Origin of the sequence: Cumulibacter manganitolerans, assembly GCF_009602465.1 — a bacterium.
Taxonomy (GTDB): domain Bacteria; phylum Actinomycetota; class Actinomycetes; order Mycobacteriales; family Antricoccaceae; genus Cumulibacter; species Cumulibacter manganitolerans.
Map to the genome: position 1 here is coordinate 1 of NZ_WBKP01000006.1, position 18,354 is coordinate 18,354.

At 71.6% G+C, this 18,354-nt stretch carries 18 protein-coding genes; 9 read left to right on the top strand and 9 right to left on the bottom strand.

All coding sequences use genetic code 11. The features are described from left to right. The first annotated feature begins 239 nt into the window (after positions 1-239). Both F8A92_RS03480 and F8A92_RS03485 read left to right on the top strand, forming a co-directional pair. Positions 240-911, top strand: a complete 672-nt coding sequence (locus F8A92_RS03480; RefSeq protein WP_153503395.1) for a 3-oxoacid CoA-transferase subunit A — start codon at positions 240-242, stop codon at positions 909-911. Further along, positions 908-1,552, top strand: coding sequence for a 3-oxoacid CoA-transferase subunit B (locus tag F8A92_RS03485; RefSeq protein ID WP_153503397.1), 645 nt, complete (start codon positions 908-910; stop codon positions 1,550-1,552). Before F8A92_RS03480 ends, F8A92_RS03485 begins: the two co-directional genes overlap by 4 nt. 7 nt (positions 1,553-1,559) lie before the next feature. Here F8A92_RS03485 and F8A92_RS03490 read toward each other — a convergent pair whose 3' ends face one another. Together F8A92_RS03490 and F8A92_RS03495 are read right to left on the bottom strand one after the other, a co-directional pair. Then, positions 1,560-2,294: a PIG-L family deacetylase gene (locus tag F8A92_RS03490; RefSeq protein WP_153503399.1), complete on the bottom strand. Its 735-nt coding sequence runs from the start codon at positions 2,292-2,294 to the stop codon at positions 1,560-1,562. Next, a complete protein-coding gene (locus F8A92_RS03495; RefSeq protein ID WP_228389159.1) occupies positions 2,291-3,478 on the bottom strand; it encodes a glycosyltransferase in 1,188 nt (395 codons plus the stop codon). The genes F8A92_RS03490 and F8A92_RS03495 overlap by 4 nt, the downstream gene beginning before the upstream one ends. A gap of 101 nt (positions 3,479-3,579) precedes the next feature. Between F8A92_RS03495 and F8A92_RS03500 the strand changes: the two genes are divergently transcribed. Genes F8A92_RS03500 through F8A92_RS03510 form a run of 3 tightly spaced genes read left to right on the top strand, consistent with a single transcriptional unit; the run spans position 3,580 to position 6,250 of the window. Beyond that, positions 3,580-3,780, top strand: coding sequence for a hypothetical protein (locus F8A92_RS03500; RefSeq protein ID WP_153503401.1), 201 nt, complete (start codon positions 3,580-3,582; stop codon positions 3,778-3,780). Next, positions 3,780-5,177, top strand: coding sequence for an amidase (locus tag F8A92_RS03505; protein WP_153503403.1), 1,398 nt, complete (start codon positions 3,780-3,782; stop codon positions 5,175-5,177). Before F8A92_RS03500 ends, F8A92_RS03505 begins: the two co-directional genes overlap by 1 nt. A gap of 41 nt (positions 5,178-5,218) precedes the next feature. Beyond that, positions 5,219-6,250, top strand: a complete 1,032-nt coding sequence (locus F8A92_RS03510) for a phosphotransferase family protein (RefSeq protein ID WP_153503404.1) — start codon at positions 5,219-5,221, stop codon at positions 6,248-6,250. Between the two features lie 42 nt (positions 6,251-6,292). Here the strand turns inward: F8A92_RS03510 and F8A92_RS03515 are convergent, their stop codons facing one another. The 3 genes from F8A92_RS03515 to F8A92_RS03525 all read right to left on the bottom strand — a co-directional run bounded on the left by F8A92_RS03515 (position 6,293) and on the right by F8A92_RS03525 (position 9,143). After that, positions 6,293-7,135, bottom strand: coding sequence for a hypothetical protein (locus F8A92_RS03515; protein WP_153503406.1), 843 nt, complete (start codon positions 7,133-7,135; stop codon positions 6,293-6,295). Beyond that, positions 7,132-8,766, bottom strand: coding sequence for a M23 family metallopeptidase (locus F8A92_RS03520; protein ID WP_153503408.1), 1,635 nt, complete (start codon positions 8,764-8,766; stop codon positions 7,132-7,134). The genes F8A92_RS03515 and F8A92_RS03520 overlap by 4 nt, the downstream gene beginning before the upstream one ends. Positions 8,767-8,882: 116 nt before the next feature. Beyond that, positions 8,883-9,143, bottom strand: coding sequence for a MarR family winged helix-turn-helix transcriptional regulator (locus tag F8A92_RS03525; protein ID WP_153503410.1), 261 nt, complete (start codon positions 9,141-9,143; stop codon positions 8,883-8,885). A gap of 160 nt (positions 9,144-9,303) precedes the next feature. Here F8A92_RS03525 and F8A92_RS03530 point away from each other — a divergent pair, with 160 nt between their 5' ends. Continuing rightward, positions 9,304-9,861 (top strand): Dps family protein, encoded by a 558-nt coding sequence (locus F8A92_RS03530; RefSeq protein WP_153503412.1) that lies wholly within the window; start codon positions 9,304-9,306, stop codon positions 9,859-9,861. 75 nt (positions 9,862-9,936) lie between these two features. Here the strand turns inward: F8A92_RS03530 and F8A92_RS03535 are convergent, their stop codons facing one another. Together F8A92_RS03535 and F8A92_RS03540 are read right to left on the bottom strand one after the other, a co-directional pair. Continuing rightward, positions 9,937-10,485 (bottom strand): type 1 glutamine amidotransferase domain-containing protein, encoded by a 549-nt coding sequence (locus tag F8A92_RS03535; RefSeq protein WP_153503413.1) that lies wholly within the window; start codon positions 10,483-10,485, stop codon positions 9,937-9,939. Positions 10,486-10,585: 100 nt separating this feature from the next. Further along, positions 10,586-11,158: a helix-turn-helix domain-containing protein gene (locus F8A92_RS03540; protein ID WP_153503415.1), complete on the bottom strand. Its 573-nt coding sequence runs from the start codon at positions 11,156-11,158 to the stop codon at positions 10,586-10,588. 71 nt (positions 11,159-11,229) lie between these two features. Here F8A92_RS03540 and F8A92_RS03545 point away from each other — a divergent pair, with 71 nt between their 5' ends. Beyond that, positions 11,230-12,813, top strand: coding sequence for a bifunctional NAD(P)/FAD-dependent oxidoreductase/class I SAM-dependent methyltransferase (locus F8A92_RS03545; protein WP_153503417.1), 1,584 nt, complete (start codon positions 11,230-11,232; stop codon positions 12,811-12,813). Position 12,814: 1 nt separating this feature from the next. Here F8A92_RS03545 and F8A92_RS03550 read toward each other — a convergent pair whose 3' ends face one another. Continuing rightward, positions 12,815-15,181 (bottom strand): xanthine dehydrogenase family protein molybdopterin-binding subunit, encoded by a 2,367-nt coding sequence (locus F8A92_RS03550; protein ID WP_153503419.1) that lies wholly within the window; start codon positions 15,179-15,181, stop codon positions 12,815-12,817. 81 nt (positions 15,182-15,262) lie between these two features. Between F8A92_RS03550 and F8A92_RS03555 the strand changes: the two genes are divergently transcribed. Further along, a complete protein-coding gene (locus F8A92_RS03555) occupies positions 15,263-16,717 on the top strand; it encodes a class I adenylate-forming enzyme family protein (RefSeq protein WP_153503421.1) in 1,455 nt (484 codons plus the stop codon). Then, positions 16,714-17,529, top strand: a complete 816-nt coding sequence (locus F8A92_RS03560) for an enoyl-CoA hydratase/isomerase family protein (protein WP_153503423.1) — start codon at positions 16,714-16,716, stop codon at positions 17,527-17,529. Before F8A92_RS03555 ends, F8A92_RS03560 begins: the two co-directional genes overlap by 4 nt. A 20-nt stretch (positions 17,530-17,549) precedes the next feature. Here the strand turns inward: F8A92_RS03560 and F8A92_RS03565 are convergent, their stop codons facing one another. Continuing rightward, a complete protein-coding gene (locus F8A92_RS03565; protein ID WP_153503425.1) occupies positions 17,550-18,338 on the bottom strand; it encodes a hotdog family protein in 789 nt (262 codons plus the stop codon). Positions 18,339-18,354: the final 16 nt, after the last annotated feature.

Sequence of the window (18,354 nt, forward strand, 5' to 3'; positions counted from 1 at the left end):
GGGTATCCGGCGGCGGGCGCGGTGGGCGCTCCGGCGGGCGCCGCGCCGTACAGGCGCGCGCTCGGGGCCGGGAACCGGGCGGGCTGGGGCGGGCGGGTGGGCTGCGGATGACGGGGTGTGGTGTCCATGACCTCACGGTCCGCCGGCGCTCTTTGGATGGCCTGAGCGATCTCTAGGTGCAGCCTGTGAGACGAGTCCTTAGCGAGGCTAAACTTCCGGTGACGAGCGGAGGAGACTGTATGGCGATCGACAAGAGAGTCGCCTCGTGCGCCGAGGCGCTCGAGGGTGTCAAGGACGGGCAGACCATTCTGCTGGGCGGGTTCGGTGCGGCCGGCATGCCGGTGGACCTGATCGGCGCCCTGCTGGACTCCGGCGCGAAGGACCTGACGCTGGTCACGAACAACGCCGGTGGCGACGGCAGCCCGATCGCCACCTTGATCTGGGAGAAGCGCATCGCCCGGCTGGTGTGCTCGTATCCTCGCTCGGTGGACAACGCGCACTGGGTGCACCAGCGCTGGGTCGAGGGCGCGTTCGAGCTCGAACTGGTGCCGCAGGGCACCATGAGCGAGCGGATGCGGGCCGCAGGCGCCGGGCTGGGCGGCTTCTTCACGCCGACCGCGGGCGGCACCCAGCTCGCGGAGGGCAAGGAGACGCGGATGATCAACGGCCGCGTGCACGTCCTGGAGGATCCGCTCCCGGGCGACTTCGCGCTGATCAAGGCGCGGCTCGCGGACCGGTGGGGCAACCTGACCTATCACAAGGCGGCGCGCAACTTCGGCCCGACGATGGCGAGCGCCGCGACCGTCACCGTCGTGGAGGTCGACCGTTTCGTCGAGCTCGGCGAGCTCGACCCGGAGGTCATCGTGACGCCGGGCATCTTCGTCGACAAGGTTGTGGAGGTGGGCGCATGAGCGCGACGACCGGCTGGAGCCGACCCGAGATCGCCGCCCGCGTGGCGCAGGACATCCCGGACGGTGCGTACGTGAACCTCGGCATCGGCATGCCGACCGCGGTCGGCAACGCGCTGCCGGCCGACAAGGAGATCCTGCTGCACTCCGAGAACGGCATCCTCGGCATGGGCCCGGCCCCGGCGCCCGGCGACGAGGACTGGGACCTCATCAACGCGGGCAAGGAACCGATCACGCTGCTCGAGGGCGGGTCGTACTTCCACCACACCGACTCCTTCATGATCATGCGCGGCGGGCACCTCGACGTGTCGGTGCTCGGTGGCTTCGAGGTCGCGATGAACGGCGACCTGGCGAACTGGTCGACCGGTGACCAGTCCCGCCTGCCGGGCGTCGGCGGCGCGATGGATCTCGCGGTCGGCGCGAAGAAGGTGTACGTGACGATGACGCACACCGACGCGAAGGGCCGCAGCAAGCTCGTCGAGCGGTGCCAGTACCCGCTCACCGCGATGACGGTCGTCGACCGGGTGTACACCGACCTGGGCGTGTTCGCCGTCGCCGGGGACGGCTTCGAGGTGCTCGAGCTGGCGCCGGGCATCGACCTCGACTACGCCAAGGACCGGACCGCCGCGCCGCTGCGCGGCTGAGCCGCTCTCACCAGGGGCGTAGCGAGACCCGGGTGACGATCGGCTCGCGCTGGCCGCCGCTGTGCACGACGTCCGACCCGACCACCGTCAGCTGGGTGCGGTGCGCCCGCAGCGCGTGCTGGACCAGCGCCAGGTGGCGCCGACCGTCGACGACGACCGGGTCGTCGTCGCCGGGCTCGCGACGCACGACGTACATCGGCACGCCCGTGGTGCGGCAGGCGACGGCGGTCGCCTCGTGGCAGCGCACGTGGTCGGGGTGACCGTATCCGCCGTCGGCGTCGTACGTGACGACCACGTCCGCGCCGAACGCGGCGATCGCGGCCGCCACGTCGGCCGCGACCTCCTCGAGCGGCGCGGCCGTGAGGGCGTCCTCGGACGCGTCGTCCGCCGGCCCGGCCAGCCCCGGACGGACCCAGCGCATCCCGGAGTCCTCGTAGCGACGCGCGGGGCGCTCGGGTGCGCGAGCGCCCGGGCCGCCGAGGTACGCCCGCCAGGCGATGCCCAGACGGTCCGCGGCGGCCTGCAGCTCGCCCTCGCGGATCGCGCTGAGCCGCTGGACCTGCCCCGGGTCCAGCACGCCCTCGACGATCTCGCCCCGCTCGCCGCGCGAGGACGTCACGAGCCCGACCGTGACGCCCCGCTCCACCAGATCGGCGATCAGCACGCCGGTGGCCAGCGTCTCGTCGTCGGGGTGCGCGTGGACCATCAGCACCCGCCGGGCGGACTCCCAGGCTTCGGTCATCGGCGCTCCACGAGCGATCGCAGCACGCGCTCGACGCCGTCGGCGGAGTGCTCCCAGTCGAAGTGGGCGGCGTGCTCGATCGCTCCGGCGACCAGCGCCTCGTACGCCGCACGGTCGGTCAGCAGCCGCTCGATCTCGGCTCCCCACGCCTGCGGGTCCCGGGTCGCCAGCAATGTCCCGGAGCGTCCGTCGGCGACCGACTCGCGCAGACCGCCGGAGCCCGAGGCGATCACCGGCGTGCCGCACGCGGCCGACTCGAGGGCGACCAGCCCGAACGTCTCGGAGTACGACGGGACGACCGTGAGCGCCGCCTCTGCGAAGAACCGGGCCAGCCCCATGCGGTCGAAGGAGCCGATGAAGTGCACCGCGCCCCCGAGCCCCAGCCGGGAGACGAGGGTGGACAGGCTGCCGCGGTAGTCGGCGAAGTCCTGGGAGACGTCGCCGGCGATCCACAGCTCGGGACGGTGCTCCGGGGCGACCTCCGCGAGGGCGCGGATGGCGAGGTCGGGTGCCTTCAACGGCTGGAGTCGAGCGGCGAAGGCGATGTACCGGTGGTGGCGTCGCTCGCGGACCGGCCGGAAGATGTCGTGGTCCACCCCCGGAGGCACGATGTGCACCTTCTCCGGAGGCGCGCCCAGCCGGGTGCGCACGGTGCTCGCCTCCGCCTCGCTGATCGCGATGATCGCGTCGGACTCGCGAGCCAGCCGCCGCTCACCGGGTTCGCGGCCCGGCGACTCCGGCGGCTCGCCCTCCGCCAGGTCGGCGCCGACCGGGGCCGCGATCGAGTGGTAGCTCTGCGCGTGCGGCACGCCCCAGGTGCGCGCCACCGGCAGCGCGGCGATGCCGGACATCCAGTGCTGCGAGACGACGACGTCGTACGGCTCGAGCGTCGCCAGCTCGGCGGCGAACTCGCCGATCACGGCCTCCTGCGCGCTCTTGGCCATGGCGTGCGGCGGACCCGCGTCCAGCAGCCGCAGCGCGACGCCCGGCGCGAGATGCGACGTCGCGGGGCTCGCCGGATCGGCGCGACGGGTGATGAGGTCGACGCGGTGCCCGAGGCGCCCGAGCGCGACGGCCTGGTTGAGCTCCACGATGTTCATGCCGCCGGCGTCCCCGGTCCCGGGGTCGTCGGTCGGCGAGGTATGCAGAGACACGTAGGCGATCCGCAGGGGGCGAGACTTCACCCACGCACTGTATATGTGCTTGTACTTTCAACTACGGTTGCGGGCGTCTCGGGCCGCTTGGCACGATTCGCGATACGCCGATCCCCACCTCGGAGGCCATCGTGGACTTTCCTGCCCGAACCAGCACCGCGGGCGCGGCGCTGACCCACCTGAGCGCGCACGCACGGCTGTCGCTGGCCGCCGACCGGCACGAGCTCGTCGCCCCAATGCTCGACCTGGTCAGCGAGCTGTTCGATCAGCTCGACGACCTCGACCTGGCCGAGACGCCGGTCGCCACCGCGTTCGATGCGAGGTGGGAGTGATGAGCGAGCCGTACGAGCTCAGCGCCACCGAGGCGGCGGCGCAGATCAAGGCGAAGGCGTTGTCGCCGGTCGAGCTGGTCGATTCGGTGCTCGACCGCATCGCGGCGGTCGACGACCGGGTCCACGCCTTCGTGACCGTGACCGCCGAGCACGCGCGCGACGCGGCACGGCGCGCCGAGCAGGAGATCGGCCGCGGCGACTACCGCGGTCCGCTGCACGGCATCACCGTCGGCGTCAAGGACCTCGTCGAGACGGCCGGCGTCCCCACCACCTCGAGCAGCAAGAGCCGCAGCGACTACGTCCCGACGTCCGACGCGGCGATCGTGCGGCGCCTGCAGGGGGCGGGCGCGATCATGGTCGGCAAGACGCACACGCACGAGTTCGCGTTCGGCGTGATCACGCCGACCACCCGCAACCCCTGGAACACCGACCACATTCCGGGAGGCTCCAGCGGCGGGTCGGGCGCGGCGCTCGCCGCCGGGATGTGCCAGCTGGCCGTCGGCACCGACACCGGCGGCTCGATCCGCATCCCGTCGTCGGTCAACGGCGTCGTGGGGCTCAAGCCTACGTACGGCCGGGTGTCGCGCACCGGTATCGCCTCCTTGAGCTGGGCGCTGGACCACGTCGGCCCGATGGCGCGCACGGTCGCGGACGCCGCGGCGATGCTGCAGGCGGTCGCCGGCTACGACCGCAGCGATCCGGCCACCGTCGACGTCGCCGTGCCGGATTACTCCGCGGCCCTCGACGGCGGGGTGGGCGACCTGACGATCGGCGTCCCGACGAACTACTTCTTCGACGGCGTCGACCCGCAGGTCGAGTCCGCCGTGCGCGCCGCGATCGAGCGGCTCGCGGGACTCGGCGCGACGGTGCGCGAGGTCGAGATTCCGCTGCCGACCGCCTACATGCCGGCAGAGTACGCGATCTTCCTCGCCGAGGCGAGCGCCTACCACCAGCAACGCCTGCGCGAGCGCGGCGAGGACATCGAGCACGACGTGCGGCTGCTGCTGGAGGTCGGCGAGATGGTGCTGGCAACCGACTACATCAAGGCGCTACGCGCGCGAACCCTCCTGCAGGACGGCTGGCGCGACCTGTTCGCGGCCAACGGGCTGGACCTCATCGCCGCCCCGACGCTCCCCCAGGTCGCGGCGCGCGTCGGGCAGCAGGAGTTCGCCGGCGACCCGGGAGAGCCGGTCATCAACGCCTACGTGCGCACCAGCGCGCCGGGCAACCTCACCGGCCTGCCCGCGGCCTCCGTGCCGTGCGGGTTCAACGACGCCGGTCTGCCCATCGGCCTGCAGCTGATCGGCCGGCCGTTCGCCGAGCCCACGGTGCTGCGCGCGGCGGCCGCGGTCGAGGAGCCCGGACGGCCCACCGGCGGTCTGCCGCCGCTCGGCTGACCCCGGTCCCTAGCAAGCGTTCGGTCGGTTATTGTCTAGCCATGCCTGACTCAGCCACCATCGCCGGTATCGACCGGGACGCCGTCACCCGCTGGCTCGCCGACAACGTCGAGGGCTTCACCGGACCTGCAGAGTTCACCCTGATCGCGGGCGGCCGGTCCAACCTGACCTACCTCGTCACCGACGCCGCGGGCACGAAGATGGCACTGCGGCGTCCGCCGACCGGCAGCGTGCTCGAGTCGGCGCACGACATGAGCCGCGAGTGGAAGTTCGTCTCCGCGCTGCGCGGGACCGGCGTGCCGGTGGCGCAGCCGCTGGCCTTCTGCTCCGACCACGACGTCACCGGCGCCGACTTCTACGCGATGGAGTACATCGACGGCATCGTCCTCGGCGACGCGGCAGCCGCCGAGAAGCTTCCGATGGAGTCGCGCAAGCACGCCAGCGAGCAGGCCGCCGACGTGCTCGCCGCGCTGCACTCCCTCGACGTCAACACCCTCGACGTCCCGGGCTCGCGCAAGACCACGGGCTACATCGCCCGGCAGGTGGAGCGCTGGACCGCCCAGGTGCAGGCGGTGATGCCGCCGGAGACCGACCAGGTCGTGCGCATCGCGCAGCGGCTGGTGGACGACGTACCGCCGCAGGTCACCGGAATCGCGCACGGCGACTACCGCATCGGCAACCTCTCGTTCGACGCGCAGGGCAACATCCTCGCCATCTTCGACTGGGAGCTCGCGACCGTCGGCGACTGCATGGCCGACCTCGGCTGGATGCTCAGCACCTGGGGCGAGCCGGGCGAGTCGTCGTTCGCCGCGACGACGTCCACGCCGACCCAGGCCGGCGGCTTCCTGACCCGGCGCGAGGTCGCCGAGCGGTACGCCGCGGCGAGCGGCCACGACATCTCCCGCCTCGACTACTACGTCGCCTTCCAGCGCTGGCGGGGCGCGTGCATCCAGCTCGGCGTCCGGCATCGTTACCAGGTCGGCGCCATGGGCGACGACGGCTACGACTTCCGGGTGCTCGACCAGACCATCGCCGGGGCGCTCGCCGCGGCGGAGTCCGACCTGGCCGGATAGGCCGCCCTCGACCCTGCCGATGCTGCGGGAGGTATGAGCCCGCTACAGCGCGGGTTCGGCCTTCGCGTAGGCCTTCTGCGCCGTCGTGGCCAGCAACGCCTTCAGCTCGGCCGGCTGGTCGGTGGCACCGGTGAGCGCCAGCGCGACGACCGTGCCGTTCTTCGTGATCGACACGTTCCCGGTCACGGTGGTGATCGCGCCGCCGCCGACGTTGACGGTCTGCGTGAGGAACGCACCGGTCGACGCCTCGCCGAGCTGCAGCGAGAGCGGCTCGATGGTGATCTTCGCCTGGGTCGGGCCGGTCGTCGCCGTCACGGTCGGGCAGCCGGCCAGGCCCGCGTCGTCGACGACGTACGCCGCGGCGTCGGGCGCCTTCACGATGGCCTCGGTGAGGAGCTGGCCGGTGCTCGAGGCGAACCCTTGCACGGCGCCGGTGCTCATGGCCTGGTAGATGCCGGATGCGCGGGTGATGAGCGACTTGACGATCGCCTCGCACTGGGCCGGCTGGACGGCGAGCGCCGCGGTTGCGGCCGAGGCGGACTCCGCCTGGGCCGCCGCCTGCTCGAGGTCGCCCTTGGACGTCTGGGCGAAGCCCGGGACGTCGCCGCCGGCGAGCAGCGCCGGCTCGAGGGGTCCGGCGGTACCGGTCGCCGTCACGGTGCCGTGCGCCTCGTCCGCCGCGCTGTTGGTCGGCGCCGCCGAGGGCGCCCCAGGAGTGCTCTGCGCCGTCGGCTCCGCGCCGGTGGCCGAGGAGGCCGCGGCCGGTGCCGTCGTGGCCGGTGCGTCGGCGGACGGCGCCCCCGTGGTGCACGATGCGAGGAGCACGCTGGACGCCGCCGCGATCGCCGTGACGGCGAGGGCGCTCCGCGCGGCGCAGCGGGTCATGGCGTGTACGGCGGCAGCTGCACGCCGTGGTCGGCCAGCCAGACGGCGGGATCGAGCCGGCCCTGGTAGAGATCCGGTCCGTACCACATCTCCAGGTGCAGGTGCGGTCCGGTGATATTGCCGTACGCGCCGACGGTGGCGATCTGCTGCCCCATGCTGACGTACTGGCCGACGTACACGCCGACCGAGTACATGTGGGCGTACGCCGTGTAGGTCCCGCTCGCGGGGTGCTTGATGACGATGAGGTTGCCGTAGCCGTTCACCGGGCCGGCGGACGTCACCACGCCGTCTGCCGCGGCGTACATCGGCGTACCACTCGCGGCCGCGAGGTCGATGCCGTTGTGGAACGTCCCCCAGCGCGCGCAGTAGCAGGAGGTGTACCGGGCATCCTTGACCGGCAGCGTCCATCCGGACTTCACGGTCACGTCGGCGCACTTGACCAGCTGTGAGGCGCCCGGCCCGAGATTGCCGACGAACATGCACACCGAGCGCTTGCCCGCCGGCGCGTTCACGCGTGCCACCGTCGCGTGATTGCCGGGCAGGCCCAGGTACGGCGACGCGAGGTTGGCGACCGAGTAGGTGACGATCGCACCGTCGACGGTCCACATCACCGTCGTCGGCTGGTTGTAGGCGTTGGCGTCGAAGGCCCAGCCCACCACGCTGACCCCGCCGTTGTCGTCGACGATCGAGAAGTCGCCGCGGGGATCGTTGAAGCCGCCGGTCTCGGTCACGATGACCGTCTGGCAGGCGACCCAGGCGTTCTCCCCCGCGCCGATGTTGATCGCGTAGACACAGATGTCGTGCTTCCCCGCCGTACCGGCGAAGTACGACGTCGATGCGCCGTGCTGACCGCCGATGCCGTACGGGACGAGGCTCGGCTGAGGCTCGTTGGCGATGGTCGCCGCCTTCAGTGAGCCGTTGTCCACCAGCCACACCCCGAGCGATGTCGTGTAGGAGCTGGGATCGTAGGCGTACGCCGTGATGTTGATGTTGCCGCGGTTGTCGAAGGTGGCCGAGACGCCGCCGCTGGGCGACATCGAGGCGACCTTGACCGCAAAGCACTCCTGGGCGTGCGCGCCGGGACCGACATTGATCAGGAACATGCACACGCTCGCCGTACCACCACCCAGGCTGGTTGGCAGCGTGCCGTTGAGCCCGTGCGGCGCGGCCACGCCGTACGGGTACAGCTGCGGCGAGGGCCGGTTGGCGACCGTGTAGGCGACGATGTCCCCGTTGATCGTCAGGATCGCCGTGACGGGGGCGTTGTAGTCGCTCGGATCGAGCGCGTACCCGTCGAAATGGATCTGCCCCGGGGAGACGGAGAACGACAGGTAGCCGTACGGATTGTTGTTCTGCGACGCCGCCGCGGTGGCCACCTGGGACGTGGGCGCCGCGGCGGATGAGGTCGTCGTCGGGGCGGACGACGGGGCGGGGCCGGATGCGGACGACGGCGCGGCGCCGGTGGACGGCGCGGCCTTGCTGGGCGAGGCAGCAGCGGACGTGGGGGCCGAGGATGCCGGCTGCGATGTCGGCGCTGCGGAGGTCGTCGCCGTGACGGGGCCGGCGACGGCCGGGGTCGCTGCGCCGAGCAGCAGCAGGCAGGCCGCCGCGATCGCTGAAGTGAGCCGCATTCGTTCTTCCTGAGATCTATGTGGCAGGTGAAACGAAAGTTTATCGGAGTGACGTCATGCCGACTTCACATCCGCAGTGACTCTGCTCACACTTCAGTGCGCGTCCGGCGTGTCCTCTAGACGCGCGACACTCTGTCCCGCCCGGCCGCGGTCAAGGCGGTGATGACCTCCGGCTGGCCCGGGTTGGTCGGGTTCGGCTCGGTCGCCACGTACCCGAATCCGCGCAGGGCCTCGATCGCGCGCACGACGGCGATCTCTTCGTAGCCGAGCCGGTCGGCGAGGTCGCCCGCGGTGATCGGCGTGCTGCCGTCCCACCGGGCGATCAGTGCCAGCAGCGAGCTCTGCTCGGGGTTCAGCGTGACGTCCGCGTCGGTCATGCGATTCACCTTTCCAGCCGTTTCGCGACCAGCCTAGGCCGATGCGCGGCACCGCCGCAGCAAGCTGTCATAGGGTGGCCCGAGAGACCGCGTTCGCGGTCCGCCGACCGCAGCGTGAGCAGATTGACGCGTCGGCGTCGCCGATCATCCAGGAGGAAGCATGGCTAGGAAGAACACGTTCACCGTACCGGGACTCAGCCTCAAGGACGGGCACGCCGTCGCCGCCGAGCTGCAGGGCCGGCTGCACGCGCTCAACGACCTGCAGCTAACGCTCAAGCACGCGCACTGGAATGTCGTCGGCCCGACGTTCATCGGCGTGCACACCATGCTCGACCCCCAGATCGCCGGTGTCCGGGCGATGGTGGACGTCGTGGCCGAGCGGATCGCGACCCTGGGCGTCGCCCCCGTCGGCACCCCCGGCGCGCTCGTGCGCGATCGCTCCTGGGACGACTACGACATCATGCGGGCCGATGTGATGGAGCATCTTGGCGCGCTGGATCTGGTGTATACCGGCGTTCTGGAGGACTTCCGCAAGGCGATCGAGAAGGTCGGCGAGATCGATCCGATTTCCGAGGACATGCTGATCGGTCAGGTCGCGGAGCTCGAGCAGTACCAGTGGTTCATCCGCGCGCACCTCGAGGACGCGTCGGGCACGCTGTCGACCGAAGGCGAGCGCACGGAGCGCAGCGCGGCGAAGAAGGCGGAGTCCAAGGCCTGATCGCCCGCAGCGCAGCGAATCGCGAGGCCCGCGGAACCAGTCGGTTCCGCGGGCCTCGTCGTCAGACCGCCTCGGTCAAGTCCCGAGCTCGTCGAGAATTCCGGAGCAGAAGGCATCCAGGTCATCGGGATTGCGCGAGGTGAGCAGCACCCAGTCGTTCGCGGTGCAGCGCACGAGCTCCTCGTCGACCCAGGTCGAGCCGGCGTTCTGCAGGTCCAGCCGCAGACTGGGATACGAGGTCAGCTTCTTGCCCTCTGCGCGCCCGGCGTCGATCAACGTCCAGGGGGCGTGGCAGATCGCCGCGATCGGCTTGGCGGCCGAGGCGAAGGCGTTGATCAGGGATTGCAGCTGCTCGTTGCCGCGGGCGTTGTCGGCGTTGACGGTCCCGCCCGGCAGCACCAGCACGTCGAAGTCGTCGGCGCTCACGTCGTCCAGCGCCGAGTCCGGCTCGTAGGTCGACGCCCAGTCCTTGTCGCCCTGGACCGTCTGGATGGTCTTGCCGCTGTCGCTCGCGACGGTCACCTCGACGCCGGCGGCCCGTAGCTTGCCGACCGGCGTGAGCAGCTCCGGCTCCTCGACACCGAAGTCGGTCACCGCGACAAGTGCTCGCTGTTGCTTGGTCATCGCTCTCCCTTTTGGCTGGGGTGGGTCCGATCGACGCTATATGCGTTTGCCTCCGCGCGCCGTCGTCCGCCGCCGCGGCGTGCGCTCCCTCACGGCGTGCTCACTCGGCCGCATCCGCGCGGTGCACGTGGGCCCGCTCGCCGTCCCTTCCGAAGATCATGATCAGTTCCGCCGGTCCGTCGAGGGCCGCGAAGGCGTGCGGCGTCATCGTCGCGAACTCCGCTGCCTCTCCGGTCTCCACGACGATCTCGCGCTCGCCGAGGCGGAGCCGGATCCGGCCCTCGATGACGACGAACCAGTCGTGACCCGGGTGGACCCGCTGCGGGGGCATCCGATCAGCCTCTTCGAGGCGCATCTTGATCGCCACGGTGCTGCCCGTCGACCGGCTCAGCATCCATGTCGTTCGCGTGCCCGCGCGATGGGCGACCGGCCGGATGATCACGTCGTCGTCCGCGCTGACGTCGAGCAGCGTGTCGAGATCCACCTGCAGGGCCCGGGCGAGCGGGACGAGCACGTCCAGGCTGATCGCCCGCTTGCCGGTCTCGATGCGGCTGATGGTCGACGGGCTCAATCGCGCCGCCGCCGCCGCCTGGTCCAGCGACATCCCCAGCGTCGTCCGCAGGCTGCGTAACCGGCTTCGCACCGCCTGCTCGACCACATCGCTCTCCGCCATGCTGCGCCCACTTCCTTGCGGATCCCGCAAGGAGCCTTGCGGATCTGTCGGTCGATCATAGCCTGGTATGCATGCCGAACCACACCGTCTCCCACATCGACCGGCACTGCGACGTCGCCGTCATCGGCGCCTCCGCTGCCGGGCTCGCCGGTGCGCTGCAGCTTGCGCGACAGCGCCGCGCGGTGCTCCTGATCGACTCCGGCGAGCCGCGCAACGCGCCCGCCACGCACCTGCACAGCTATCTCGGCTACGAGGGCCGGCCGCCGACGGAGCTGCTCGCCGCCGGGCGCGACGACCTGCGCCGGTACGGCGCGGAGATCCTCTCCGGGCGGGCGATCACTGCCGAGCGGCTCGCGGACGGCGCCTTCCGCGTCACCACGCAGGGCGGGCACGCGATCATCGCCCGGCGGGTGCTCGCCGCGACCGGAATCGTCGACCGGCTGCCGGCCATCGACGGACTCACCGAGCACTGGGGCACGAGCGTCATCCACTGCCCCTTCTGCCACGGCTACGAGGTACGGGACCGACGTGTCGTGCAGATCGCCGACCACCCGGCGGCTCTGCACACCGCCGCACTGTTCCGCCAGCTGACCGACCGCCACACCCTCGTCCTGCACCCCGGCGTCGACAGAGCCGCCGAGGAGCTCGGGGCGCTGCGCGGCGCCGGCGTGCGGATCGTCGAGGCCGTCGCGCGACGGGTCCTCAGCGAGAACGGCAGGCTCACCGCGGTGGAGCTGGGCGACGGCACGGTGCTGGGCGCCGATGCCGTCGCGATCAGCAGCGCCTTCGCGCCGCGCATCGAGCCGTTCGCGGCCCTCGGGCCGCGCACCACCGCGCACCCCAGCGGCCTCGGCGAGGTGGTCGAGCGCGACGCCCTGGGCGAGACGTCGGTCGCCGGGCTGTACGCCGCCGGCAATCTCGTCGACCCCGGCCAGCAGGTGCTCCAGGCCGCTGCCGACGGCTCGAAGGTGGGCGCGGCGATCGCCTACTCCCTGGCGAACGAGGACATCGCGGACGCGGCGCGCCGCTCGGCCACCGCGGAGGACTGGGATGCCCGCTACGCGACAGGCCAGATGTGGAGCGGACGGCCGAACGGCGCGCTGGTCGCCGAGGTCTCCGGGCTGCGTCCCGGACGGGCCCTCGACGTGGGCGCCGGGGAGGGCGGCGACGCCGTCTGGCTCGCCGAGCGCGGGTGGCAGGTCACCGCGACCGACATCTCGACCGCGGCGCTGTCCCGGCTCTCCGGGCACGCCGCGGACCGCGGCGTCGCTGTGGCGTGCGTCCGCGCCGACGCCAACGCCGTCGACCCGTTCCGGCGCGGCGGCTTCGACCTCGTGACGGCGCACTATGCGTCGATCCCGCGGACCCCCGACGATCGTGCGGCCGGCAACCTGATGAGCGCCGTTGCCGCGGGCGGCACCCTGCTGGTGGTCGCGCACGACCCCGAGCCGATGCGCCAGGCGGCGCGCGGCCACGAGGGCGGAGTGCCGTTCGATCCCGACGCCTACCTGAGCACCGACAACATCGCGGCCGCGATCACGACGTCCGCCGATTGGGTGCTCGAGACGCACGAGAGGCGGCCGCGGCCGCACACCGCGACGGGCCCGCAGCACCACGTCGACGACATCGTGCTGCGGGCCCGCAGGCTCGCCTAGCTCAGGCCTGCACGGCCTCCGCGCCACCGGGCTCGGTCGCCCGCACCTGGTCCAGACCGGTGAAGAAGGCCGGCGGATCGCTCCAGATCTGCGCCTTCTCGCCGGCCTCGGCCTGGGCGACCGCACGCCATACCTTCTCCGGCGTGCACGGCATGTCGATGTGCCGGACGCCGAGGTAGGAGATCGCGTCGATGACCGCCGAGTGCACGGCCGGCGTCGCGCCGATCGTGCCGGACTCGCCGATGCCCTTGGCGCCGATGGGGTTCCCCGGAGCGGGGGTCTCGGTGTTGATGGCGGTGAACTCGGGAAGGTCGGCCGCGGACGGCACGCCGTAGTCGCCGAGGGCGACGGTGACCGGGTTGCCGTCCTCGTCGTAGACGACCTCCTCGAACAGCGACTGCGCGAGGCCCTGCGCGATGCCGCCGTGCTGCTGACCGCGCACCAGCATCGGGTTGAGGATCCGCCCGCAGTCATCGACCGCGACGTGCCGGCGGGGCGTCACCCGGCCGGTGTCGAGGTCGACCTCGACGACCGAGACGTGGGCGCCGAAGGGGAACGACGGTCCGGGACCGTCCCACACCCCGGCCCACTCCAGCGGCTCGCCGCCGTCGCGCTTGGCCAGCGCGGCGAGCTCGGCCCAGCCGACCGACTGCCCGGGGACACCCGCCACGCCGAGGCCGCCGTCGTCGGTGACGACGATGTCGTCGGCGTTCGCCTCCAGCTTCTCGGCGGCCAGGCGCTTGGCGCGCGCCAGCACCTCCACCGCGGCGTTGCGCACCGCGTTGCCGCCCACCTGCAGCGACCGGGAGCCGCCGGTGCCGAAGCCCTGGGGCACCTCGCGGGTGTCGTTGTGCACCAGCTTGACCTGCTCGACCGGGATGCCGAGCTGCTCGGAGACCAGCATCGCGAAGGCGGTGTGATGACCCTGGCCGTGCGACGCCGTGCCGACCCGCATGGTCGCGCTGCCGTCGTCCTCGACCGTCACGCTGCCCCACTCGCTCGGACCGAGGCCGGCGGTGATCTCGACGTACGCGCTGACGCCGATGCCGAGCTGCACCCGGTCGCCACGACGCCGCCGCTCGGCCTGCTCGGCCCGCAGCTCGTCGTAGCCGGCGACCTCGAGCGCCTTCTCCAGCGGCTTGGCGTAGTCGCCGCTGTCGTAGGGGGCGCCGACGATCGTCGACATCGGCTCGGTGAACGGCGGAATGAAGTTCTTGCGGCGGATCTCCACCGGGTCCATCGCCAGCTCGGCGGCCCCCATGTCCATCAGCCGCTCCAGCAGCGCCGTCGCCTCCGGGCGACCCGCACCGCGGAAGGCACCGGTCTGCGTGGTGTTGGTCAGCACGAACGCCGCGGAGAAGGCGATCTTCGGGATGTTGTAGACGCCCTGCGCCATCATCTTCGTCGAGCCGAAGAGCCCGCCGCCGAAGCCGCCGTAGGCGCCGCCGTCGCCGATCACGTGGCACCGCAGGCCGGTGACGGTGCCGTCCTTCTTGAACCCCATCTCGACCCACTGCAGCTGCGCGCGGCCGTGCGGCATGCCGGTGAAGTTCTCCGAGCGGGTCTCGATCCACTGCACCGGGCGGCCCAGGTCCATGGCCGCCTTGATCGCGACCGCGCCCTCGTGCGGAAGGCTGAACTTCGCGCCGAAGGCGCCGCCCACCTGGGGGGTGATCACCCGAACCTGGTCGTCGGCGAGGCCGAACGCGCCCTGGATCATCCCCTTGACCCAGTGCGCACCCTGGGAGCTTGCGTACACGGTCAGCGGCTCGCCGTCCTTCGGCGGCACGGCGAGCACGCCCTGCGCCTCCATCGGAGCGGCCGCGACGCGCTGGTTCAGCAGCCGGGCCTTAACCACGACCTCGGCGTCGTCGAGCGGGTCCGTCGGGTCGTAGTAGCCGGTGACGACGTTCTTGCCCAGGGCCTCGAGGATCACCGGAGCATCGTCCGCGGTGGCCTTCTCGATGTCAGTGACCGACGGCAGCGGCTCGATGTCGGCGAAGATCGTCTCGGCCGCGTCGGCCGCCTCCCCCGGCGAGGTGGCGACGACGGCGGCGACCGCCTCGCCGACGAACTTGACCCGCCCGTCCGCCAGCGGCGGCCGCGCGAGCGGCTTCGCCACGGGGAAGACGAGCTCGAACGGCTCGACGCCGAGATTCTGCGCCGTGTACACCTTCAGGACGCCCGGCATCCCCTCGGCCTCGCTCGTATCGATCGACGTGATCGTGCCGTGGGCGACCGTCGAACGCGTGAAGGCGACGTACGCCATCCCGTCCTGTGTTATGTCACCGACGTAGATCCCTTTGCCCAAAAGGATCTCGGGATCCTCGAGCCGACGAACCTCTGTACCAAGTATCGAACCAGCCATGGGTATGACACTAGAGTCAGGTTGCGGTTTCGCGAAACCCCACGCCGGATTCTCGGCGAACGATCTGAGCGAGGAGCGGACATGGACGCTTCCGAACGCCGACTCGGCGAGCTGCTGACGTCGGCCTGCCTGCGGCATCCCGACGACACTGCCATCGCCGGTACGCGCCGGTCGCTGACCTACGCGCAGCTGCTCGAGGAGGCGCGCGCGATCGAGTCGGGTCTCACGCACGCCGGCATCGCCGTCGACGAGCCGGTCTGCGTGCTCGTCTCGAACGAGCCCGGCGACATCGCGGCGCTGCTGGCCGTCTGGCGCAGCGGCGCGGTGGCCGTCCCCCTCCACCGCACCACGCCCCCCGAGCTGGCCGCGTCGATCCGCGAGCGCACCGGCGCTCGCTTCGTCATCGACTCGCTCGCGGACCAACCGGTCGGCTGCGCCGGGCCGCCGCCGGCCCCCCGACCACTGCTGGCCGACGCCGCGCTCATCGTGTTCACCTCGGGCTCGACCGGACCACCCAAGGGCGTGGTGGTCGGTCATCGGCAGCTCGCCGACAAGATCGATGCGATCGACTCCCTGCTGGCTTTCCGGCCGGACGACCGGACGTTGCTGGTCCTCAACCTGACCTTCAGCTTCGGGATGTGGGTGTGCCTGCTGACCCTGCTGCGCGGCGGCACCCTGGTCGTGCGCGACCGCTTCGAGCGCGACGGCTTCCTGGGTGTGCTGGCCGAGCAGCGGATCAGCCGGGTGGCGCTGGTGCCGACCATGATGCGGCTGCTGCTGGCCGGCGAGCGTGCCACGCCCGGCGCCGCGACGACGCCGCACCTGCGCAGCGTCCTGATCGGCGGTGAGCAGCTCGGCGTCACCCTCGCCGCGGAGATCCGGGCGCTGTTCGAGTCCGCCACCCTGGTCGACATCTACGGGCTCACCGAGACAACCACCTGCGACTTCTTCGCCTTCCCGGCCCAGGCCGCCGCCCACCCCGGTTGCATCGGAGCGCCGTCCCCCGGCGTCACCTTCCGCATCGCGCACGCCGACCAGGACGGCGTCGGGGAGCTGCAGCTGCGCTCGCCCTACCTGATGCACGGCTACCTGGACGCGCCGGAGACCACCGCCGCGGCGTACGACGACGGGTGGTTTCGCACCGGCGATCTGGCCGTGGCGCTCCCGGACGGCCTCGTCGAGCTGCGCGGGCGGCTCAAGGACGTCATCAACCGCGGTGGCAACAAGGTCACCCCGGCCGAGGTCGAGCTCGCGCTCGGCCGCCACCCGGACGTGGCGGCCGCCCTGGTGGCCGGCGTCCCCGACCCGGTGATCGGCGAGCGGATCCACGCCCTCGTGGTCCCCCGCGGCGCCCGCACCATCGACGAGACCGCGCTGCGGGCGCACCTGACCCGCTACCTCGAGCGGTTCAAGCACCCGGACGTCATCGAGGTGGTCGCGGAGCTGCCCCTCGGCCGGACCGGCAAGTCCGACCGTGGCGCGCTGCGCGCCACCGCGCGATCACCGCGCACCACCACCGAAAGGCGAGACACATGACCTACGAGACGATCGCCGTCGGCGTCGAGGCGCACGTCGCGCATCTCGAGCTCGACCGGCCCGAGCGGCTCAACGCGCTCGACGCGCACTGCCTGCGCGAGATCAACGCGGCGATGGACGACCTCGAGGACCGCTCCGACGTCCGGGTGATCGTGGTCAGCGGACGCGGCCGGGCCTTCTCCTCCGGGTTCGACCTCAAGGCGCAGATGGAGCAGCGTCCCGAGGGCGCCCAGGTGTGGCGCGAGATCCTCGACCTCGACTTTGAGACCACGATGCGGTTCTGGAACTGCCCCAAGCCGACCATCGCGGCGGTGCACGGGCACTGTCTCGCCGGCGCCTTCGAGCTCGCGATGTCGTGCGACATCACCGTCGCCACGTCCGACTCGGTGTTCGGTGAGCCGGAGCTGAAGTTCGGCGCGGGCATCGTCACGATGCTGCTTCCCTGGCTCACCTCGCCGAAGCACGCCAAGCGGGTGATCCTCACCGGCGACGACCAGGTCTCGGCCTCGGACGCGCTCGCGATGGGCATGGTCAGCAAGCTCGTCGAGCCCGGCGAGCACGTGACGTCCGCGCTCGCCATGGCGCGGCGGATGGCGTTGATCGACCCCAATTTGATGGGCGAGACGAAGAAGGCGCTCAACCGCACCTACGAGATCCAGGGGCTCCCGACGGCGCTGCGCACGGCGCTGGACGTCGATCACACGATCGAGTCGCACGGCTCGCCGGACAAGCGCGCGTTCATGGACGTCGCGCGCGAACGCGGGATGCGCGCGGCGATCCAGTGGCGCGACGCCCGCTTCGACGGCGCCTGAGGCGTCTCCGGACGCCGCGCTCAGGCCTCGCGTACCTGGCGCGGCTCGTAGATGGCGACGTGCGCGATGTGCGTGACCGGCTGGTCGTCGGCGAACACCGCCACGTCGAGCTCGACGAAGCGGTGACCGGACTTCTCGTACTGGTCGGCCACCCGTCCGCGGCAGCTGACCCGCGCCCCGGTGCCGATCATCGCGAAGTTCTGCACCGTGCTGCCGACGTGGATCCACGGACCGAGCACGACGTTCGCCATCAGCAGCTCGTTGGCCAGGCCCAGCACCCATCCCGGGTGCGCGACGCCGAGGTCGGTGTAGATCGGCAGCACCTCGCGGACGTCGTCCAGGTAGCGGTCCGCCTTCGCGTCGGGGAAGGCGACCGAGATGGCGCCCAGGTGCCGCCCGCGGGCCAGGGAATGCGGCGACGCGGCGGGGCGCTCGTCGAGCGGCGGCGGCTCGAGGTCCGGGTAGTCGACCAGGGCGGGTGCGACGGGCAGCAGATCCGACACGGCGGCGGCCGCGGTCGCATCGACACGGCCGCCGTGCCCGACGGTGCCCTCGCCCGTCGCCGGATCGAACGTCACGGTGACCGTGTCCCCGTCGTACGTCGGCGTCCGGTACCGCGACGTCATGCGCCCCCGGGTGAGCCATTGCTCTCCCCAGGTGCTGACCGGGCCCCACGACAGGTAGCCGTGCACCTCGACGCCGGGGACGAGCCCGCCGGTGAAGCCGAACCGGCGGGCCGTCTCGTCGTCGTGGATCTTGTTGGTGGACTGCGTTGCGGTGTTGTAGGCGATCAGATCGCGGGTGATCATGGCGTTCTCCTCCCGG